Below are 19069 nucleotides of genomic sequence, written 5' to 3'. Positions count from 1 at the left end.
TTATATATTAATAGGGTAAACGGAGAATATAATTTGAAAAGAGACTTAAAACTAGTCGAAGAGACTAAAAACACAAATTATAAGATGCATAAGAGTAAGAAGAGTTGGCTAGTCAGCTACTCCTTGCTTACCTTTATGCTAGGTGGAATTTATCTGGACAGCCAAGCTAGCGTTCCAGTTAAAGCAGCTGAAATTGACTCCCAAGTTGGACAAAAGGGAGTAGATCAAAATCTGCAGCAGTCGGTGGAAGCAGAGTCTATTAATAGTGCAAAGCAAAATGCTATTGCTACAATAGATGCAGCTGCAACTACTGCAAAGGATAAAATTAATTCTGATCAGAATCTTTCGAGTAGTGACAAGGCTATACAGCTCAATAGGGTTGCTGTGGTTGTTGCGCAGGCAAAAAATAATGTAGAGGGAGCTAGTAGTTTAGCAGATGTTAATGCTGCCTTGACGCAAGCTACTAATGCCATTAGTGCATGTTATCGTGCTGGTGTTGCTAATACATCGATTAAGAAAACTAAACAGAGCCTCCAAAAAACACCGACTATTAATAAGGATAAGAAACCACTTGCTAAAAAAGTAAGTGTTTCAACATATGAAGGTTTAAATTCATTCTTTAAGTCAGGTGAAACACCAATTGTTACTAGCTCTGAAAAATCATCTTCAACTGACGAAGTGTCTAAGGAAGAAAATGGTACGATTGCAAGTAATCAAGCAGAAGAAACTGAAACTGCAGAAGTAGCTTCAAGTCCGATTGCATCTGATGCAACTGCTAATGCAAATGATTCTGTATTACCAAAAAATGCAAATCAAGATGTTGCGAATGCAGGAGTGACACCAAGAGCTGATGTATCTGGTAGATCAAATACCGATTATAGTGTACAACTTAGCTCAATAGATGATGAATATGGTCACACTGTTGCAAAGGATGTTGAAAAAGCAAAGAAAAATACTGAGCTAAATGAACAGGATAACAAACAGTATAGAGACACATCTAACGAAGTTCCTATTCCTTCTCAAATAACAAATCCAGATTCCTTTAAGCTAAAAGTTGCAACTGTTTCAACTTTTGAAGATTTAGTAGCAGCTTGGGCTGATAATAAGGTAACTTATATTAATATTGTTGCTGATATTTCAAATGAAAAAAGCAATTTAAAACTTGGTCAAAGAACTGGGAGAGGGAATGTTGTAGTAAACGGCAATGGGCATAAAATAAATATGGGGGAGGCAGCTTTCGGTTATGTTTCCACCAATCTATCCGTGGAATTTGCTCTAACCAATGCCACCATCATTCAAACAGGAACCGTATATGATCTCATTGAATTTAAAGATGCCAACAGTGCGTCAAATAATAGCGGATCGCCTAATGCACAAATCTATATTGACAATGTTACAGCTGAAAAAATTGATGGTCCTTGGCCAATTGATTGGTATTTCGTGAGGGCCTATCAAGCTAACCTTGTATTATCTGGCAATAATCATATTGAAGGTGCTACTGCCTTTAATGATAGCTCTTTGGGCAATTTGAAATTTGCTAATGATGCCTCTTTAGTATTAAAAACAGTGCCTAGAAGTTCAAGTTGGGGAGAAACAAACACTCCATTTTCTCTATGGAATTTTAATGGAAAACAAGGCATTTTCTCAATGGGAGATAGATCTTCGTTAAACATTTACGAGGATCAAGATAATTCAACAAAAAAAGCAGCTTTTAGTGGTGTCGATAAGTTAATAGTTGGTAACGATGTTACCTGGACTCAGCATGGTTGGGGTGCTTTTATTGATACAGAGCGTTCTCAATCAACTATAAACGCCTTTTTGGGTGAAAGGTTTACTTTAAACCAGGACATTATAAGTGCTGAAGGAATTTCTTCAATTCGGTTACGTCATACTTTAGGGGGAATGCGCGGAGCAAAGGTTACTTTTAATGCAGGTACTACTTTAAACATAAAATCTAACTCTGCTGGAAATCCAATATTTTATTTGTATTCTGAAAATGAGAAATACGATGAAGATAATATAGGTACTCCAACGGTGACGCTTAACAGCCCTCGCGAGTTGAATATGTCTTATTGTGATGAAGACGGCGATCCACTCACCCCCACAGTACCAATAATTATGACTCATCTCCCCAATCGTACTGACAGGCTGAATGGTGTATTCAAAATAAACGGCTTGTCACAGCCCTTAAATCTCTGGACAGGGAATAATGTAAGCACTACTCCTGATAGATCAATCAACCAGAAATGTGATACGCTAAAAATTAGGGAGAGAACTAGCTTATATGATTCTGCGGGCAGCGAAACAGTTATCTCTGATCTTTTCCCTGAGAATATTAGAGCCATGCAACTTAAAAACAATGGTGTTGCTGAAGTCGGTTCTTCAATTGTGCAATATGTTGATCAAAATGGTAACGTATTGAAGAAAGTCAATCTCTCGTTTACAGATAAAGGTAATTTTGTTGGACAACGGTTTTACATGCTAGATGAGAAAAAGGTTGTAGATGAAATGCCTTCGGGCTATAACTTGGCTTATCAGTATAATACTTCCCAAATTTATCCTGGTGCCAAAATAGACCCTGAGGGAATGTTGACTAATCGTTTTGGTCAAGCACTTTATGGTTATGTTCCCGGGAAAACAGCAACTCAAGAACAAGTTTATAATATATACATCTGGGGAGCGCCCCAAACAGTTAAATATCAATATGTAGATATTAACCATAAAGAACGAGGAGCACTTCCAGCCCAGTCTCAAACTGTGAATTATAGTAAAAAAGACGAGGCAGCTAATACTGGTAACGTTATAGACTGGACGGCGGACAGATTCAAAGCACCTATCCCACGTGGATACCATTATTATGTTGAGAAAAATGGCGAGAATATTCAGCCAAAGAGTACAATTGTTGGTTCAGATAATCCTCTTGTCACAATATATGTAGAAGGTGATGAAAAAACTGTAGATGTCCAGTATCTAGATACTGTTAATATGGCGAATGTTTATCCTTCAACTCCTGTAAGTATCAGAGGGAGAGTTGGTGATACAGTTTATATACCTGATGCGCCTGATATTCCTGGCTATATCTTTGCTAGAGCTACAAATACTAACGCTAGCGGTCCTGCACTAACGACTATTGATATAGGCATAGACAATCCACAAATCACATATTGGTATACGAATCTTGCAAATATTCTAGGTAAGTATAAAGATATCATCAGAGATGCACAAGATATCGCAAAAAGTAAGATTAATGCCGATGATACTATTACTCAAGATGAAAAAACTGCCTACATTAGATCAATTGATAACATTTATGTTAAGTACATTGACAAATTAAATGCTGCAAAAACGCTTGATCAGTGTGATCAAGCGGTGAGTGATGCAAAAAGCGAATTCCAATATATTGTCGACCAAAAAGGGTTAGACTTGGAAACCCAGAAGGAAAATGCTAAAGCTAAAATAGATCAAGCACTTGCAGCAATTAAGCAGGCAATAGACGCTGATAAAAATCTTACTTCAGCTGAAAAGACAGATATATGGTCAAAACTAAGTGGACCAACGGCTACAAGTGCTAAAAATGCAATTGAAGCCGCAACCAATGCGGATAAATTGTCTACAGCTTTGGAAAAAGGTGTAAATGATGTCCAAACATATACGCCTGAGTTCACTTTAGCTAAGAGAAAGGAAAATGCTAAGGCGGATTTATCCGATAAGTTCAAGTTAATACAACCTATTAAGAACACAATTGATTCTGATCCAACTCTATCTGCTGACGAAAAAGCTGCACAAAAAGCCGCAATTGATAGTGACATTCAACAAGGTACTGCAGATATTGACAAAGCATGGAATGCTGATGAGGTAGTTAAGCTTCTTGAAGATTGGATAAATACAATCAAATCTGAATACAAACCAGGTGGTAACGGTTCCGGCTCAAATGGCTCAGGTTCAAACGGTTCTGACTCGAATGGTTCAGGTTCAAATGGCTCAGAATCAAACGGCTCTGACTCCAATGGCTCAGGCTCAAACGGTTCCGGCTCAAATGGCTCAGAATCAAATGGCTCAGGCTCAAACGGTTCCGGCTCAAATGGCTCAGAATCAAACGGTTCTGACTCGAATGGTTCAGGTTCAAATGGCTCAGAATCAAACGGCTCTGACTCCAATGGCTCAGGCTCAAACGGTTCCGGCTCAAATGGCTCAGAATCAAATGGCTCAGGCTCAAACGGTTCCGGCTCAAATGGCTCAGAATCAAACGGTTCTGACTCCAATGGTTCTGACTCGAACGGTTCAGGTTCAAACGGTTCTGACTCGAACGGTTCCGGTTCAAATGGCTCCGGCTCAAATGGCTCAGGTTCCAACGGCTCAGGCTCCAACGGTTCTGAATCAAATGGCTCCGGCTCAAATGGCTCAGGTTCCAACGGCTCAGGCTCCAACGGTTCTGAATCAAATGGCTCCGGCTCAAATGGCTCAGAATCAAACGGCTCTGACTCAAATGGTTCAGGCTCAAATAGTTCTGACTCGAACGGTTCAGGCTCCAACGGCTCCGAATCAAATGGTTCTGACTCAAACGGCTCCGGCTCAAATGGCTCAGAATCAAACGGTTCAGGTTCAAACGGTTCTGACTCGAACGGTTCCGGTTCAAATGGCTCCGGCTCAAATGGCTCAGGTTCCAACGGCTCAGGCTCCAACGGTTCTGAATCAAATGGCTCCGGCTCAAATGGCTCAGGTTCCAACGGCTCAGGCTCCAACGGTTCTGAATCAAATGGCTCCGGCTCAAATGGCTCAGAATCAAACGGTTCAGGCTCAAATGGCTCAGAATCCAACGGCTCTGACTCGAACGGTTCAGGTTCAAACGGCTCAGAATCAAACGGCTCTGACTCAAATGGTTCAGGCTCAAATGGTTCTGACTCGAACGGTTCAGGCTCAAACGGCTCCGAATCAAACGGCTCTGACTCGAACGGTTCAGGTTCAAATGGTTCAGACTCCAACGGCTCAGGCTCAAACGGTTCAGGTTCAAATGGTTCTGAATCAAATGGCTCAGGTTCAAACGGTTCTGACTCCAATGGTTCTGACTCGAATGGTTCAGACTCCAACGGTTCAGGTTCAAATGGTTCTGACTCGAACGGTTCAGGCTCAAACGGCTCCGAATCAAACGGTTCAGGCTCCAACGGTTCAGGTTCAAATGGCTCAGACTCAAACGGTTCAGGCTCAAACGGTTCTGAATCAAACGGTTCCGACTCAAATGGATCAGGTTCAAATGGCTCAGACTCAAACGGTTCTGAATCAAACGGCTCAGACTCAAATGGTTCAGGCTCAAATGGATCGGGCTCAAACGGCTCAGACTCCAACGGTTCTGACTCGAACGGTTCAGGTTCAAATGGCTCAGACTCAAACGGCTCTGACTCGAACGGTTCAGGTTCAAATGGTTCAGGTTCAAATGGTTCTGAATCAAATGGCTCAGGTTCCAACGGTTCTGACTCGAATGGTTCCGGCTCAAATGGCTCAGAATCAAATGGCTCAGGTTCCAACGGTTCTGACTCCAATGGTTCTGACTCGAACGGTTCAGGTTCAAATGGTTCTGAATCAAATGGCTCAGGTTCCAACGGTTCTGACTCGAATGGTTCCGGCTCAAATGGCTCAGAATCAAACGGTTCAGGTTCCAACGGCTCCGAATCAAACGGTTCAGGCTCCAACGGTTCAGGTTCAAATGGTTCTGAATCAAATGGCTCAGGTTCAAATGGCTCAGAATCAAATGGTTCTGACTCAAACGGCTCAGAATCAAATGGTTCAGGCTCAAATGGTTCAGGCTCAAATGGTTCAGGCTCAAACGGCTCAGAATCAAACGGTTCTGACTCGAACGGTTCAGGTTCAAATGGCTCTGACTCGAACGGTTCAGGTTCAAATGGTTCTGACTCGAACGGTTCAGGCTCAAACGGTTCTGACTCCAATGGTTCTGACTCGAATGGTTCCGGCTCAAATGGCTCAGAATCAAATGGCTCAGGTTCAAACGGTTCTGAATCAAATGGCTCCGGCTCAAATGGTTCAGACTCGAACGGTTCAGGTTCAAATGGTTCCGACTCCAACGGTTCAGGTTCAAATGGTTCTGACTCGAACGGTTCAGGTTCAAACGGTTCTGACTCAAACGGTTCAGGCTCCAACGGTTCTGAATCAAATGGCTCCGGCTCAAATGGCTCAGAATCAAACGGTTCAGGCTCCAACGGTTCAGGTTCAAATGGTTCTGACTCAAATGGTTCAGGCTCCAACGGCTCAGACTCAAATGATTCAGGTTCAAACGGTTCTGACTCCAACGGCTCTGACTCGAACGGTTCAGGCTCAAATGGCTCAGGTTCAAATGGCTCCGAATCCAACGGTTCAGACTCGAACGGTTCAGGCTCAAATGGCTCAGAATCAAATGGCTCAGGTTCAAACGGTTCTGACTCAAATGGTTCTGACTCGAACGGTTCAGGTTCAAACGGTTCTGACTCAAATGGTTCTGACTCAAACGGTTCAGGTTCAAACGGTTCTGAATCAAATGGCTCAGGCTCAAATGGTTCTGACTCGAACGGTTCAGGCTCAAATGGATCCGAATCAAATGGATCCGAATCAAACGGTTCTGACTCGAACGGCTCAGAATCAAACGGCTCAGAATCAAACGGTTCCGACTCAAATGGCTCAGGTTCAAATGGTTCTGACTCGAACGGTTCAGGCTCAAATGGCTCAGGCTCAAATGGCTCCGAATCAAACGGTTCAGGTTCAAACGGTTCTGACTCGAACGGTTCAGGTTCAAATGGTTCAGGTTCAAACGGTTCAGGCTCAAATGGTTCCGAATCCAACGGTTCAGGTTCAAACGGTTCTGAATCAAATGGCTCAGGCTCAAATGGTTCAGACTCGAACGGTTCAGGCTCAAACGGCTCAGAATCAAACGGTTCCGACTCAAATGGATCAGAATCAAACGGTTCAGGCTCAAACGGCTCAGGCTCAAACGGCTCAGAATCCAACGGTTCTGACTCCAACGGTTCCGGTTCAAATGGCTCAGAATCCAACGGCTCTGACTCGAACGGTTCCGGTTCAAACGACTCAGAATCCAACGGTTCCGGTTCAAATGGCTCAGGTTCGAACGGTTCAGACTCAAACGGCTCAGGCTCAAATGGTTCAGACTCGAACGGCTCTGACTCAAATGGTTCAGAATCCAACGGTTCAGGCTCAAATGGCTCAGAATCAAATGGCTCAGACTCCAATGGCTCAGGCTCAAACGGTTCAGACTCCAATGGCTCAGGCTCAAACGGCTCTGACTCAAATGGTTCAGGCTCCAACGGCTCAGAATCCAACGGTTCAGACTCGAACGGTTCAGGTTCAAATGGTTCTGACTCCAATGGTTCTGACTCCAACGGTTCAGGCTCAAATGGTTCAGAATCAAACGGTTCAGGTTCAAATGGCTCCGAATCCAACGGTTCAGACTCGAACGGTTCAGGCTCAAATGGCTCAGAATCAAACGGTTCTGACTCGAACGGTTCAGAATCAAACGGTTCTGACTCAAATGGATCAGGTTCAAATGGCTCCGAATCAAACGGTTCTGACTCCAATGGTTCTGACTCGAATGGTTCCGGCTCAAATGGCTCAGAATCAAATGGCTCAGGTTCAAACGGTTCTGAATCAAATGGCTCCGGCTCAAATGGTTCAGACTCGAACGGTTCAGGTTCAAATGGTTCCGACTCCAACGGTTCAGGTTCAAATGGTTCTGACTCGAACGGTTCAGGTTCAAACGGTTCTGACTCAAACGGTTCAGGCTCCAACGGTTCTGAATCAAATGGCTCCGGCTCAAATGGCTCAGAATCAAACGGTTCAGGCTCCAACGGTTCAGGTTCAAATGGTTCTGACTCAAATGGTTCAGGCTCCAACGGCTCAGACTCAAATGATTCAGGTTCAAACGGTTCTGACTCCAACGGCTCTGACTCGAACGGTTCAGGCTCAAATGGCTCAGGTTCAAATGGCTCCGAATCCAACGGTTCAGACTCGAACGGTTCAGGCTCAAATGGCTCAGAATCAAATGGCTCAGGTTCAAACGGTTCTGACTCAAATGGTTCTGACTCGAACGGTTCAGGTTCAAACGGTTCTGACTCAAATGGTTCTGACTCGAACGGTTCAGGTTCAAATGGCTCCGAATCAAACGGTTCCGGCTCAAATGGCTCCGAATCAAACGGCTCTGACTCAAATGGTTCTGACTCGAACGGTTCAGGCTCCAACGGTTCAGGTTCAAATGGTTCTGACTCAAACGGCTCAGGCTCAAATGGCTCCGAATCCAACGGTTCAGGTTCAAACGGTTCTGACTCGAACGGTTCAGGTTCAAATGGTTCAGGTTCAAACGGTTCCGAATCCAACGGTTCAGGTTCAAACGGTTCTGAATCAAATGGCTCAGACTCGAACGGTTCAGGCTCAAACGGCTCAGAATCAAACGGTTCCGACTCAAATGGATCAGAATCAAACGGTTCAGGCTCAAACGGCTCAGGCTCAAACGGCTCAGAATCCAACGGTTCTGACTCCAACGGTTCCGGTTCAAATGGCTCAGAATCCAACGGCTCTGACTCGAACGGTTCCGGTTCAAACGACTCAGAATCCAACGGTTCCGGTTCAAATGGCTCAGGTTCGAACGGTTCAGACTCAAACGGCTCAGGCTCAAATGGTTCAGACTCGAACGGCTCTGACTCAAATGGTTCAGAATCCAACGGTTCAGGCTCAAATGGATCAGAATCAAATGGCTCAGAATCAAATGGCTCAGGCTCAAACGGTTCAGACTCCAATGGCTCAGGCTCAAACGGCTCTGACTCAAATGGTTCAGGCTCCAACGGCTCCGAATCCAACGGTTCAGACTCGAACGGTTCAGGTTCAAATGGTTCGGACTCCAATGGTTCTGACTCCAACGGTTCAGGCTCAAATGGTTCAGAATCAAACGGTTCAGGTTCAAATGGTTCTGACTCGAACGGTTCAGGCTCAAATGGTTCAGGCTCCAACGGTTCAGACTCAAACGGCTCAGGCTCAAATGGTTCAGGTTCCAACGGCTCTGAATCAAATGGCTCAGGCTCAAATGGTTCAGACTCGAACGGTTCAGGCTCAAATGGCTCAGGTTCAAACGGTTCTGACTCCAATGGTTCTGACTCCAATGGTTCTGACTCGAATGGTTCCGGCTCAAATGGCTCAGAATCAAATGGCTCAGGTTCAAACGGTTCTGAATCAAATGGCTCCGGCTCAAATGGTTCAGACTCGAACGGTTCAGGTTCAAATGGTTCCGACTCCAACGGTTCAGGTTCAAATGGTTCTGACTCAAATGGATCAGGTTCAAATGGCTCCGAATCCAACGGTTCAGACTCGAACGGTTCAGGCTCAAATGGCTCAGAATCAAACGGTTCTGACTCGAACGGTTCAGGCTCAAATGGCTCAGAATCAAACGGTTCTGACTCAAATGGATCAGGTTCAAATGGCTCCGAATCAAACGGTTCAGGCTCAAATGGCTCAGGTTCAAATGGCTCCGAATCCAACGGTTCAGACTCGAACGGTTCAGGCTCAAATGGCTCAGAATCAAATGGCTCAGGTTCAAACGGTTCTGACTCAAATGGTTCTGACTCAAATGGTTCTGACTCGAACGGTTCAGGTTCAAACGGTTCTGACTCAAATGGTTCTGACTCAAACGGTTCAGGTTCAAACGGTTCTGAATCAAATGGCTCAGGTTCAAATGGTTCTGACTCGAACGGTTCAGGCTCAAATGGCTCAGAATCAAACGGCTCAGGTTCAAACGGTTCTGACTCCAATGGTTCTGACTCGAACGGTTCAGGTTCAAACGGTTCTGACTCAAATGGATCAGACTCCAACGGTTCAGGTTCAAACGGTTCTGACTCGAATGGTTCCGGCTCAAATGGCTCAGGTTCAAACGGTTCTGACTCGAATGGTTCAGACTCCAACGGTTCAGGTTCAAATGGTTCTGAATCAAATGGCTCAGAATCAAATGGATCAGACTCGAATGGTTCAGGCTCCAACGGCTCCGAATCAAATGGTTCAGGTTCAAACGGTTCAGACTCCAACGGCTCTGACTCGAACGGTTCTGACTCCAATGGTTCTGACTCGAACGGTTCTGACTCCAATGGTTCTGACTCGAACGGTTCAGGTTCAAATGGCTCCGAATCAAACGGTTCCGACTCAAATGGCTCCGGCTCAAATGGCTCCGAATCAAACGGCTCTGACTCAAATGGTTCTGACTCGAACGGTTCAGGCTCCAACGGTTCAGGTTCAAATGGTTCTGACTCAAACGGCTCAGGCTCAAATGGCTCCGAATCCAACGGTTCAGGTTCAAACGGTTCTGACTCGAACGGTTCAGGTTCAAATGGTTCAGGTTCAAACGGTTCAGGTTCAAACGGTTCTGAATCAAATGGCTCAGGCTCAAATGGTTCAGACTCGAACGGTTCAGGCTCAAACGGCTCAGAATCAAACGGTTCCGACTCAAATGGATCAGAATCAAACGGTTCAGGCTCAAACGGCTCAGGCTCAAACGGCTCAGAATCCAACGGTTCTGACTCCAACGGTTCCGGTTCAAATGGCTCAGAATCCAACGGCTCTGACTCGAACGGTTCCGGTTCAAACGACTCAGAATCCAACGGTTCCGGTTCAAATGGCTCAGGTTCGAACGGTTCAGACTCAAACGGCTCAGGCTCAAATGGTTCAGACTCGAACGGCTCTGACTCAAATGGTTCAGAATCCAACGGTTCAGGCTCAAATGGATCAGAATCAAATGGCTCAGAATCAAATGGCTCAGGCTCAAACGGTTCAGACTCCAATGGCTCAGGCTCAAACGGCTCTGACTCAAATGGTTCAGGCTCCAACGGCTCCGAATCCAACGGTTCAGACTCGAACGGTTCAGGTTCAAATGGTTCGGACTCCAATGGTTCTGACTCCAACGGTTCAGGCTCAAATGGTTCAGAATCAAACGGTTCAGGTTCAAATGGTTCTGACTCGAACGGTTCAGGCTCAAATGGTTCAGGCTCCAACGGTTCAGACTCAAACGGCTCAGGCTCAAATGGTTCAGGTTCCAACGGCTCTGAATCAAATGGCTCAGGCTCAAATGGTTCAGACTCGAACGGTTCAGGCTCAAATGGTTCAGACTCCAACGGTTCAGGCTCAAACGGCTCAGGCTCAAACGGTTCTGACTCCAATGGTTCAGACTCCAACGGCTCAGGCTCAAACGGTTCTGACTCGAATGGTTCAGGCTCCAACGGCTCAGAATCAAATGGTTCAGGTTCAAACGGTTCAGACTCCAACGGCTCTGACTCGAACGGTTCAGGCTCAAATGGATCAGGTTCAAATGGCTCCGAATCCAACGGTTCAGACTCGAACGGTTCAGGCTCAAATGGCTCAGAATCAAACGGTTCTGACTCGAACGGTTCAGGCTCAAATGGCTCAGAATCAAACGGTTCTGACTCAAATGGATCAGGTTCAAATGGCTCCGAATCAAACGGTTCAGACTCGAACGGTTCAGGCTCAAACGGCTCAGAATCAAACGGTTCCGACTCAAATGGATCAGGTTCAAATGGCTCAGAATCAAACGGTTCAGAATCAAACGGTTCAGACTCGAACGGTTCAGGTTCAAATGGTTCAGACTCCAACGGTTCAGGCTCAAACGGCTCCGAATCAAACGGTTCAGGTTCAAACGGTTCAGGTTCAAACGGTTCAGACTCCAACGGCTCTGAATCAAATGGCTCAGAATCAAACGGTTCAGGCTCCAACGGTTCAGGTTCAAATGGTTCTGAATCAAATGGCTCAGGTTCAAACGGTTCTGAATCAAACGGTTCCGACTCAAATGGCTCAGACTCAAATGGTTCTGAATCAAACGGCTCAGAATCAAATGGTTCAGGCTCAAATGGATCGGGCTCAAATGGTTCAGGCTCCAACGGCTCAGAATCCAACGGTTCTGACTCGAACGGTTCCGGTTCAAATGGCTCAGAATCAAACGGCTCTGACTCGAACGGTTCAGGTTCAAATGATTCAGACTCAAACGGCTCAGGTTCAAACGGCTCAGGCTCAAATGGCTCAGAATCAAACGGTTCCGGCTCCAACGGTTCAGGTTCAAATGGTTCAGACTCCAACGGTTCAGGCTCAAATGGCTCAGAATCAAATGGCTCAGGTTCAAACGGTTCTGACTCAAACGGCTCAGGCTCAAATGGCTCAGACTCCAACGGTTCAGGCTCCAACGGTTCAGGTTCAAATGGTTCTGAATCAAATGGCTCAGGTTCAAACGGTTCTGAATCAAACGGTTCCGACTCAAATGGCTCAGACTCAAATGGTTCTGACTCAAACGGCTCAGAATCAAATGGTTCAGGCTCAAATGGATCGGGCTCAAATGGTTCAGGCTCCAACGGCTCAGAATCAAACGGTTCTGACTCGAACGGTTCCGGTTCAAACGGCTCAGGCTCAAATGGCTCAGACTCCAACGGTTCAGGCTCCAACGGTTCTGACTCGAATGGTTCAGGCTCAAATGGCTCAGGCTCCAACGGTTCAGGCTCAAATGGCTCAGGCTCAAATGGTTCAGACTCGAACGGCTCTGACTCAAATGGTTCAGAATCCAACGGTTCAGGCTCAAATGGATCAGACTCGAATGGTTCAGGCTCCAACGGTTCAGGTTCAAACGGTTCAGACTCCAACGGCTCTGACTCGAACGGTTCAGGCTCAAATGGATCAGGTTCAAATGGATCAGGTTCAAATGGCTCCGAATCCAACGGTTCCGATTCGAACGGTTCCGGCTCAAATGGCTCAGAATCAAACGGTTCAGGCTCAAACGGTTCCGGTTCAAATGGCTCAGAATCAAACGGTTCTGACTCGAACGGTTCCGGCTCAAATGGTTCTGACTCGAACGGCTCCGGCTCAAATGACTCCGAATCAAACGGTTCAGGCTCAAACGGTTCTGACTCCAACGGTTCAGGCTCAAACGGTTCTGACTCAAACGGCTCAGATTCAAACGGCTCCGGCTCCAACGGCTCTGACTCAAATGGTTCCGAATCAAACGGTTCAGGTTCAAATGGTTCTGACTCGAACGGTTCAGGCTCAAATGACTCAGGTTCAAATGGCTCCGAATCAAATGGCTCAGGCTCAAACGGTTCAGGCTCAAACGGCTCCGGCTCAAATGGCTCAGGCTCGAACGGTTCAGAATCAAACGGTTCCGGCTCAAATGGCTCAGGTTCAAATGGTTCAGGCTCAAACGGTTCTGACTCCAACGGCTCAGGCTCCAACGGTTCCGAATCAAACGGTTCCGGCTCAAATGGCTCAGGCTCAAACGGTTCCGGTTCAAATGGTTCTGACTCAAACGGTTCAGGCTCGAACGGTTCAGGCTCAAATGGCTCAGGTTCAAACGGTTCCGAATCAAATGGCTCAGACTCCAACGGCTCTGACTCGAACGGTTCCGGCTCAAATGGCTCCGAATCAAACGGTTCTGACTCGAACGGTTCAGGCTCAAATGGCTCCGAATCAAACGGTTCCGACTCGAACGGTTCAGGCTCAAATGGCTCCGAATCAAACGGTTCCGACTCGAACGGTTCAGGTTCAAATGGCTCCGAATCAAACGGTTCTGACTCGAACGGTTCCGGCTCAAATGGCTCCGAATCAAACGGTTCTGACTCGAACGGTTCAGGCTCAAATGGCTCCGACTCAAACGGTTCCGACTCGAACGGTTCCGGCTCAAATGGCTCCGAATCAAACGGTTCCGACTCGAACGGTTCCGGTTCAAATGGCTCAGAATCAAACGGTTCTGACTCGAACGGTTCCGGCTCAAATGGTTCTGACTCGAACGGCTCCGGCTCAAACGGCTCTGACTCAAATGGCTCAGAATCAAACGGCTCAGGCTCAAATGGCTCAGGTTCAAATGGTTCTGACTCGAACGGTTCCGGCTCAAATGGCTCCGGCTCCAACGGTTCTGACTCAAACGGTTCCGGCTCAAATGGCTCCGAATCAAACGGCTCAGGCTCAAATGGCTCAGGCTCAAATGGCTCAGGCTCGAACGGTTCTGACTCAAACGGTTCAGGTTCAAATGGTTCCGACTCAAACGGTTCAGGCTCAAATGGCTCTGACTCAAATGGTTCCGAATCAAACGGTTCCGGCTCAAATGGCTCAGGCTCGAACGGTTCCGGCTCAAATGGCTCTGAATCAAACGGTTCAGGTTCAAATGGCTCTGACTCCAACGGCTCAGGTTCCAACGGCTCAGGCTCCAACGGTTCAGGTTCAAATGGTTCTGACTCAAATGGCTCAGGCTCAAATGGTTCAGGTTCCAACGGTTCAGGTTCAAATGGCTCAGGCTCCAACGGTTCAGACTCAAACGGCTCAGGCTCAAACGGTTCTGGCTCAAATGGTTCAGGCTCAAACGGTTCAGACTCAAACGGTTCAGGCTCAAACGGTTCAGGCTCAAATGGTTCAGGCTCAAACGGTTCCGGTTCCAACGGCTCTGACTCAAATGGCTCAGGCTCAAATGGTTCCGGCTCGAACGGTTCAGGTTCCAACGGCTCTGACTCGAACGGTTCCGGCTCGAACGGTTCCGGCTCCAACGGCTCTGACTCAAATGGCTCAGAATCAAACGGTTCAGGCTCAAATGGCTCCGGCTCAAACGGTTCCGGCTCAAATGGCTCAGGCTCGAACGGTTCCGGCTCAAATGGCTCCGGTTCCAACGGTTCCAGCTCAAATGGCTCAGGCTCGAACGGCTCAGGTTCCAACGGTTCCGGCTCCAACGGCTCTGACTCAAATGGCTCCGGCTCCAACGGCTCAGGCTCAAATGGCTCAGGCTCGAACGGTTCCGGCTCAAATGGCTCAGGTTCCAACGGTTCCGGCTCAAATGGCTCAGGCTCGAACGGTTCCGGCTCAAATGGCTCAGGCTCGAACGGCTCAGGTTCCAACGGCTCAGGCTCCAACGGTTCCGGTTCAAACGGCTCAGGCTCCAACGGTTCAGGTTCAAATGGTTCTGACTCAAATGGCTCAGGCTCAAATGGTTCAGGTTCCAACGGTTCAGGTTCAAATGGCTCAGGCTCAAACGGCTCAGGTTCCAACGGCTCAGGCTCAAATGGCTCAGGCTCCAACGGCTCTGACTCAAACGGCTCCGGCTCAAATGGCTCAGAATCAAACGGTTCCGGTTCAAATGGCTCTGACTCGAATGGCTCAGGTTCCAACGGCTCCGGCTCCAACGGTTCAGGTTCAAATGGCTCTGACTCAAATGGTTCAGGTTCAAATGGCTCTGACTCAAATGGCTCAGGCTCAAATGGCTCTGACTCAAATGGTTCCGAATCAAACGGTTCCGGCTCAAATGGCTCAGGCTCGAACGGTTCCGGCTCAAATGGCTCTGAATCAAACGGTTCCGGTTCAAATGGCTCTGACTCCAACGGCTCAGGCTCCAACGGTTCCGGTTCAAATGGTTCTGACTCAAATGGCTCAGGCTCAAATGGTTCAGGTTCCAACGGTTCAGGTTCAAATGGTTCTGACTCAAATGGCTCAGGCTCAAATGGTTCAGGTTCCAACGGCTCCGGCTCGAACGGTTCTGACTCAAACGGCTCAGGCTCAAATGGCTCAGAATCAAACGGTTCCGGCTCGAACGGTTCAGAATCAAACGGTTCCGGCTCAAATGGCTCAGGCTCGAACGGCTCAGGCTCAAATGGCTCAGAATCAAACGGTTCTGACTCCAACGGCTCAGAATCAAACGGTTCAGGCTCCAACGGTTCTGACTCAAACGGTTCAGAATCAAACGGTTCAGGCTCAAATGGCTCAGAATCAAACGGTTCAGGCTCAAATGGCTCAGGTTCAAATGGTTCTGACTCCAACGGCTCAGGCTCCAACGGCTCAGGCTCAAATGGCTCTGACTCAAATGGCTCTGACTCAAATGGTTCCGACTCAAACGGTTCAGGCTCAAATGGCTCAGAATCAAACGGTTCAGGCTCAAATGGCTCCGAATCAAACGGCTCAGGCTCAAATGGCTCCGAATCAAACGGTTCTGACTCAAACGGTTCCGAATCAAACGGCTCAGGCTCGAACGGTTCCGGCTCAAATGGCTCTGACTCAAACGGCTCAGGCTCGAACGGTTCCGGCTCCAACGGCTCAGGCTCAAATGGTTCAGGTTCCAACGGTTCAGGTTCAAATGGCTCTGACTCAAACGGCTCAGGCTCGAACGGTTCTGACTCAAACGGCTCCGGCTCAAACGGCTCCGGCTCGAACGGTTCCAGCTCCAACGGCTCCGGCTCAAATGGCTCTGACTCAAACGGCTCAGGCTCGAATGGCTCAGGTTCAAATGGTTCTGACTCAAATGGCTCAGGCTCAAATGGTTCAGGTTCCAACGGTTCAGGTTCAAATGGCTCTGACTCGAATGGCTCAGGTTCAAACGGCTCCGGCTCCAACGGTTCAGGTTCAAATGGCTCTGACTCAAATGGTTCAGGTTCAAACGGCTCAGGCTCCAACGGTTCCGGCTCAAATGGCTCTGACTCCAACGGCTCCGGCTCGAATGGCTCAGGTTCAAATGGCTCTGACTCAAATGGCTCAGGCTCCAACGGTTCTGACTCAAACGGCTCCGGCTCAAATGGTTCCGGCTCAAATGGTTCCGGCTCGAACGGTTCCGGTTCAAACGGCTCAGGCTCCAACGGTTCTGACTCAAACGGCTCAGGCTCAAATGGTTCAGGCTCCAACGGCTCAGGCTCGAACGGTTCCGGCTCAAATGGCTCAGGCTCGAACGGTTCCGGCTCAAATGGCTCAGAATCAAACGGCTCAGGCTCGAACGGTTCCGGCTCGAATGGCTCCGGTTCAAATGGCTCAGGTTCCAACGGTTCAGGCTCCAACGGCTCAGGCTCGAATGGCTCCGGTTCAAATGGTTCTGACTCAAACGGCTCAGGTTCAAATGGTTCTGACTCAAATGGCTCAGGCTCCAACGGTTCTGACTCCAACGGCTCCGGCTCAAATGGCTCAGGCTCAAACGGTTCAGGTTCAAATGGCTCTGACTCAAATGGTTCTGACTCAAACGGCTCAGGCTCGAATGGTTCCGGCTCCAACGGCTCAGGCTCGAATGGCTCAGGTTCAAATGGTTCTGACTCAAATGGCTCAGGCTCAAATGGCTCAGGCTCAAATGGTTCAGGTTCCAACGGCTCTGACTCGAATGGCTCAGGTTCCAACGGCTCAGGCTCCAACGGTTCAGGTTCAAATGGCTCTGACTCAAATGGTTCAGGTTCAAATGGCTCTGACTCAAATGGCTCAGGCTCAAATGGCTCTGACTCAAATGGTTCCGAATCAAACGGTTCCGGCTCAAATGGCTCAGGCTCGAACGGTTCCGGCTCAAATGACTCTGAATCAAACGGTTCAGGTTCAAATGGCTCTGACTCCAACGGCTCAGGTTCCAACGGCTCAGGCTCCAACGGTTCCGGTTCAAACGGCTCAGGCTCCAACGGTTCAGGTTCAAATGGTTCTGACTCAAATGGCTCAGGCTCAAATGGTTCAGGTTCCAACGGTTCAGGTTCAAATGGCTCAGGCTCCAACGGTTCAGACTCAAACGGCTCAGGCTCAAACGGTTCTGGCTCAAATGGTTCAGGCTCAAACGGTTCAGACTCAAACGGTTCAGGCTCAAACGGTTCAGGCTCAAATGGTTCAGGCTCAAACGGTTCCGGTTCCAACGGCTCTGACTCAAATGGCTCAGGCTCAAATGGTTCCGGCTCGAACGGTTCAGGTTCCAACGGCTCTGACTCGAACGGTTCCGGCTCGAACGGTTCCGGCTCCAACGGCTCTGACTCAAATGGCTCAGAATCAAACGGTTCAGGCTCAAATGGCTCCGGCTCAAACGGTTCCGGCTCAAATGGCTCAGGCTCGAACGGTTCCGGCTCAAATGGCTCCGGTTCCAACGGTTCCAGCTCAAATGGCTCAGGCTCCAACGGCTCAGGTTCCAACGGTTCCGGCTCCAACGGCTCTGACTCAACCGGCTCCAACGGCTCAGGCTCAAATGGCTCAGGCTCGAACGGTTCCGGCTCAAATGGCTCAGGTTCCAACGGTTCCGGCTCAAATGGCTCAGGCTCGAACGGTTCCGGCTCAAATGGCTCAGGCTCGAACGGCTCAGGTTCCAACGGTTCAGGTACTACTACCGGTGAAGGTAGCGCAGCTGAAAACGCAAGTGAAGCAGTTGAAAGGAAACTTACTCACAATGCCTACTTCTATGACAAAGACGGTAAGCGCGCAAACCTACTAGTTGCAAAGAGAGGTTCATCAATTTCAACTTTTGGAACCAAAAAGATCGGCAAACGTGAATTCTACTTAACTAATAATGGAATGTACGTAGCTGTGAATAACTTTAGAGCACAGAAGCGTACTTTGAAGAAACCAGCCTTTGTTTACAATAAAGATGGTAAGAGAGTAGGAACTAATGTACTCAAGAAGAACACTAGGATTGGTACATATGGAGATCCAGTGATAATTCATGGTAAGTCATACTTTATTGTTGATAATAATCGATATGTTAAGGCAGCTAACTTTGGAACTATTACTTTGGAAGCAAGTAATAAACTAGCAGATGGAGTTACTTCAAATGCAGTGCTAGGACACGACGCATACATATACAATGGATCTGGTCAAAGAACTAACAAGATAGTATTGAAAGCAGGATCACAGGTTTCAACAGGTGAGACTAAGACAATCGATGTTCGTGAGTTTACTGAAATCGGTAAGGATCAATATGTTGCAAGTGATAATATCACTGGAACGACTAGAACAACCAAGCGAAAAGCGTATATTTACAGTCAGTATGGTAATCGTATTGGCAAGACGACGATTGGTAAGGGCGAGAAAGTTCAAACATATGGCGATATTGTTGTAATAAAGGGTAAGGTATATTACTCTATTGGAAATAAACACTTCATTATGCAAACTGCTTTTAAGTAGAAGAAAGCTAAGAAGTTAAAAGTAAAAAGAAGCTCCTATGAAATGTAGAAGCTTCTTTTTATGTGGATATGATATTTGAAAACAGGTGAGTAAGCTGAATCTATAGGGTATTTAAAGGTACTAGGACTAAAATCATTCTTGTTTTTTATACTAGTAA

At 47.5% G+C, this 19069-nt stretch carries 1 protein-coding gene; it reads left to right on the top strand.

What is annotated here, in order from left to right; genetic code table 11:
* Positions 1-33: 33 nt before the first annotated feature.
* Entirely contained in the window at positions 34-18912 is an 18879-nt protein-coding gene (locus DKL56_RS05845) for an SLAP domain-containing protein (protein WP_162542509.1), read from the top strand.
* Positions 18913-19069: the final 157 nt, after the last annotated feature.

It is taken from the genome of Lactobacillus apis, from assembly GCF_003150935.1.
GTDB lineage: Bacteria > Bacillota > Bacilli > Lactobacillales > Lactobacillaceae > Lactobacillus > Lactobacillus apis.
The sequence above is the reverse complement of the archived record's forward strand: the minus strand, read 5'-3'. Positions and strand labels throughout refer to the sequence as shown.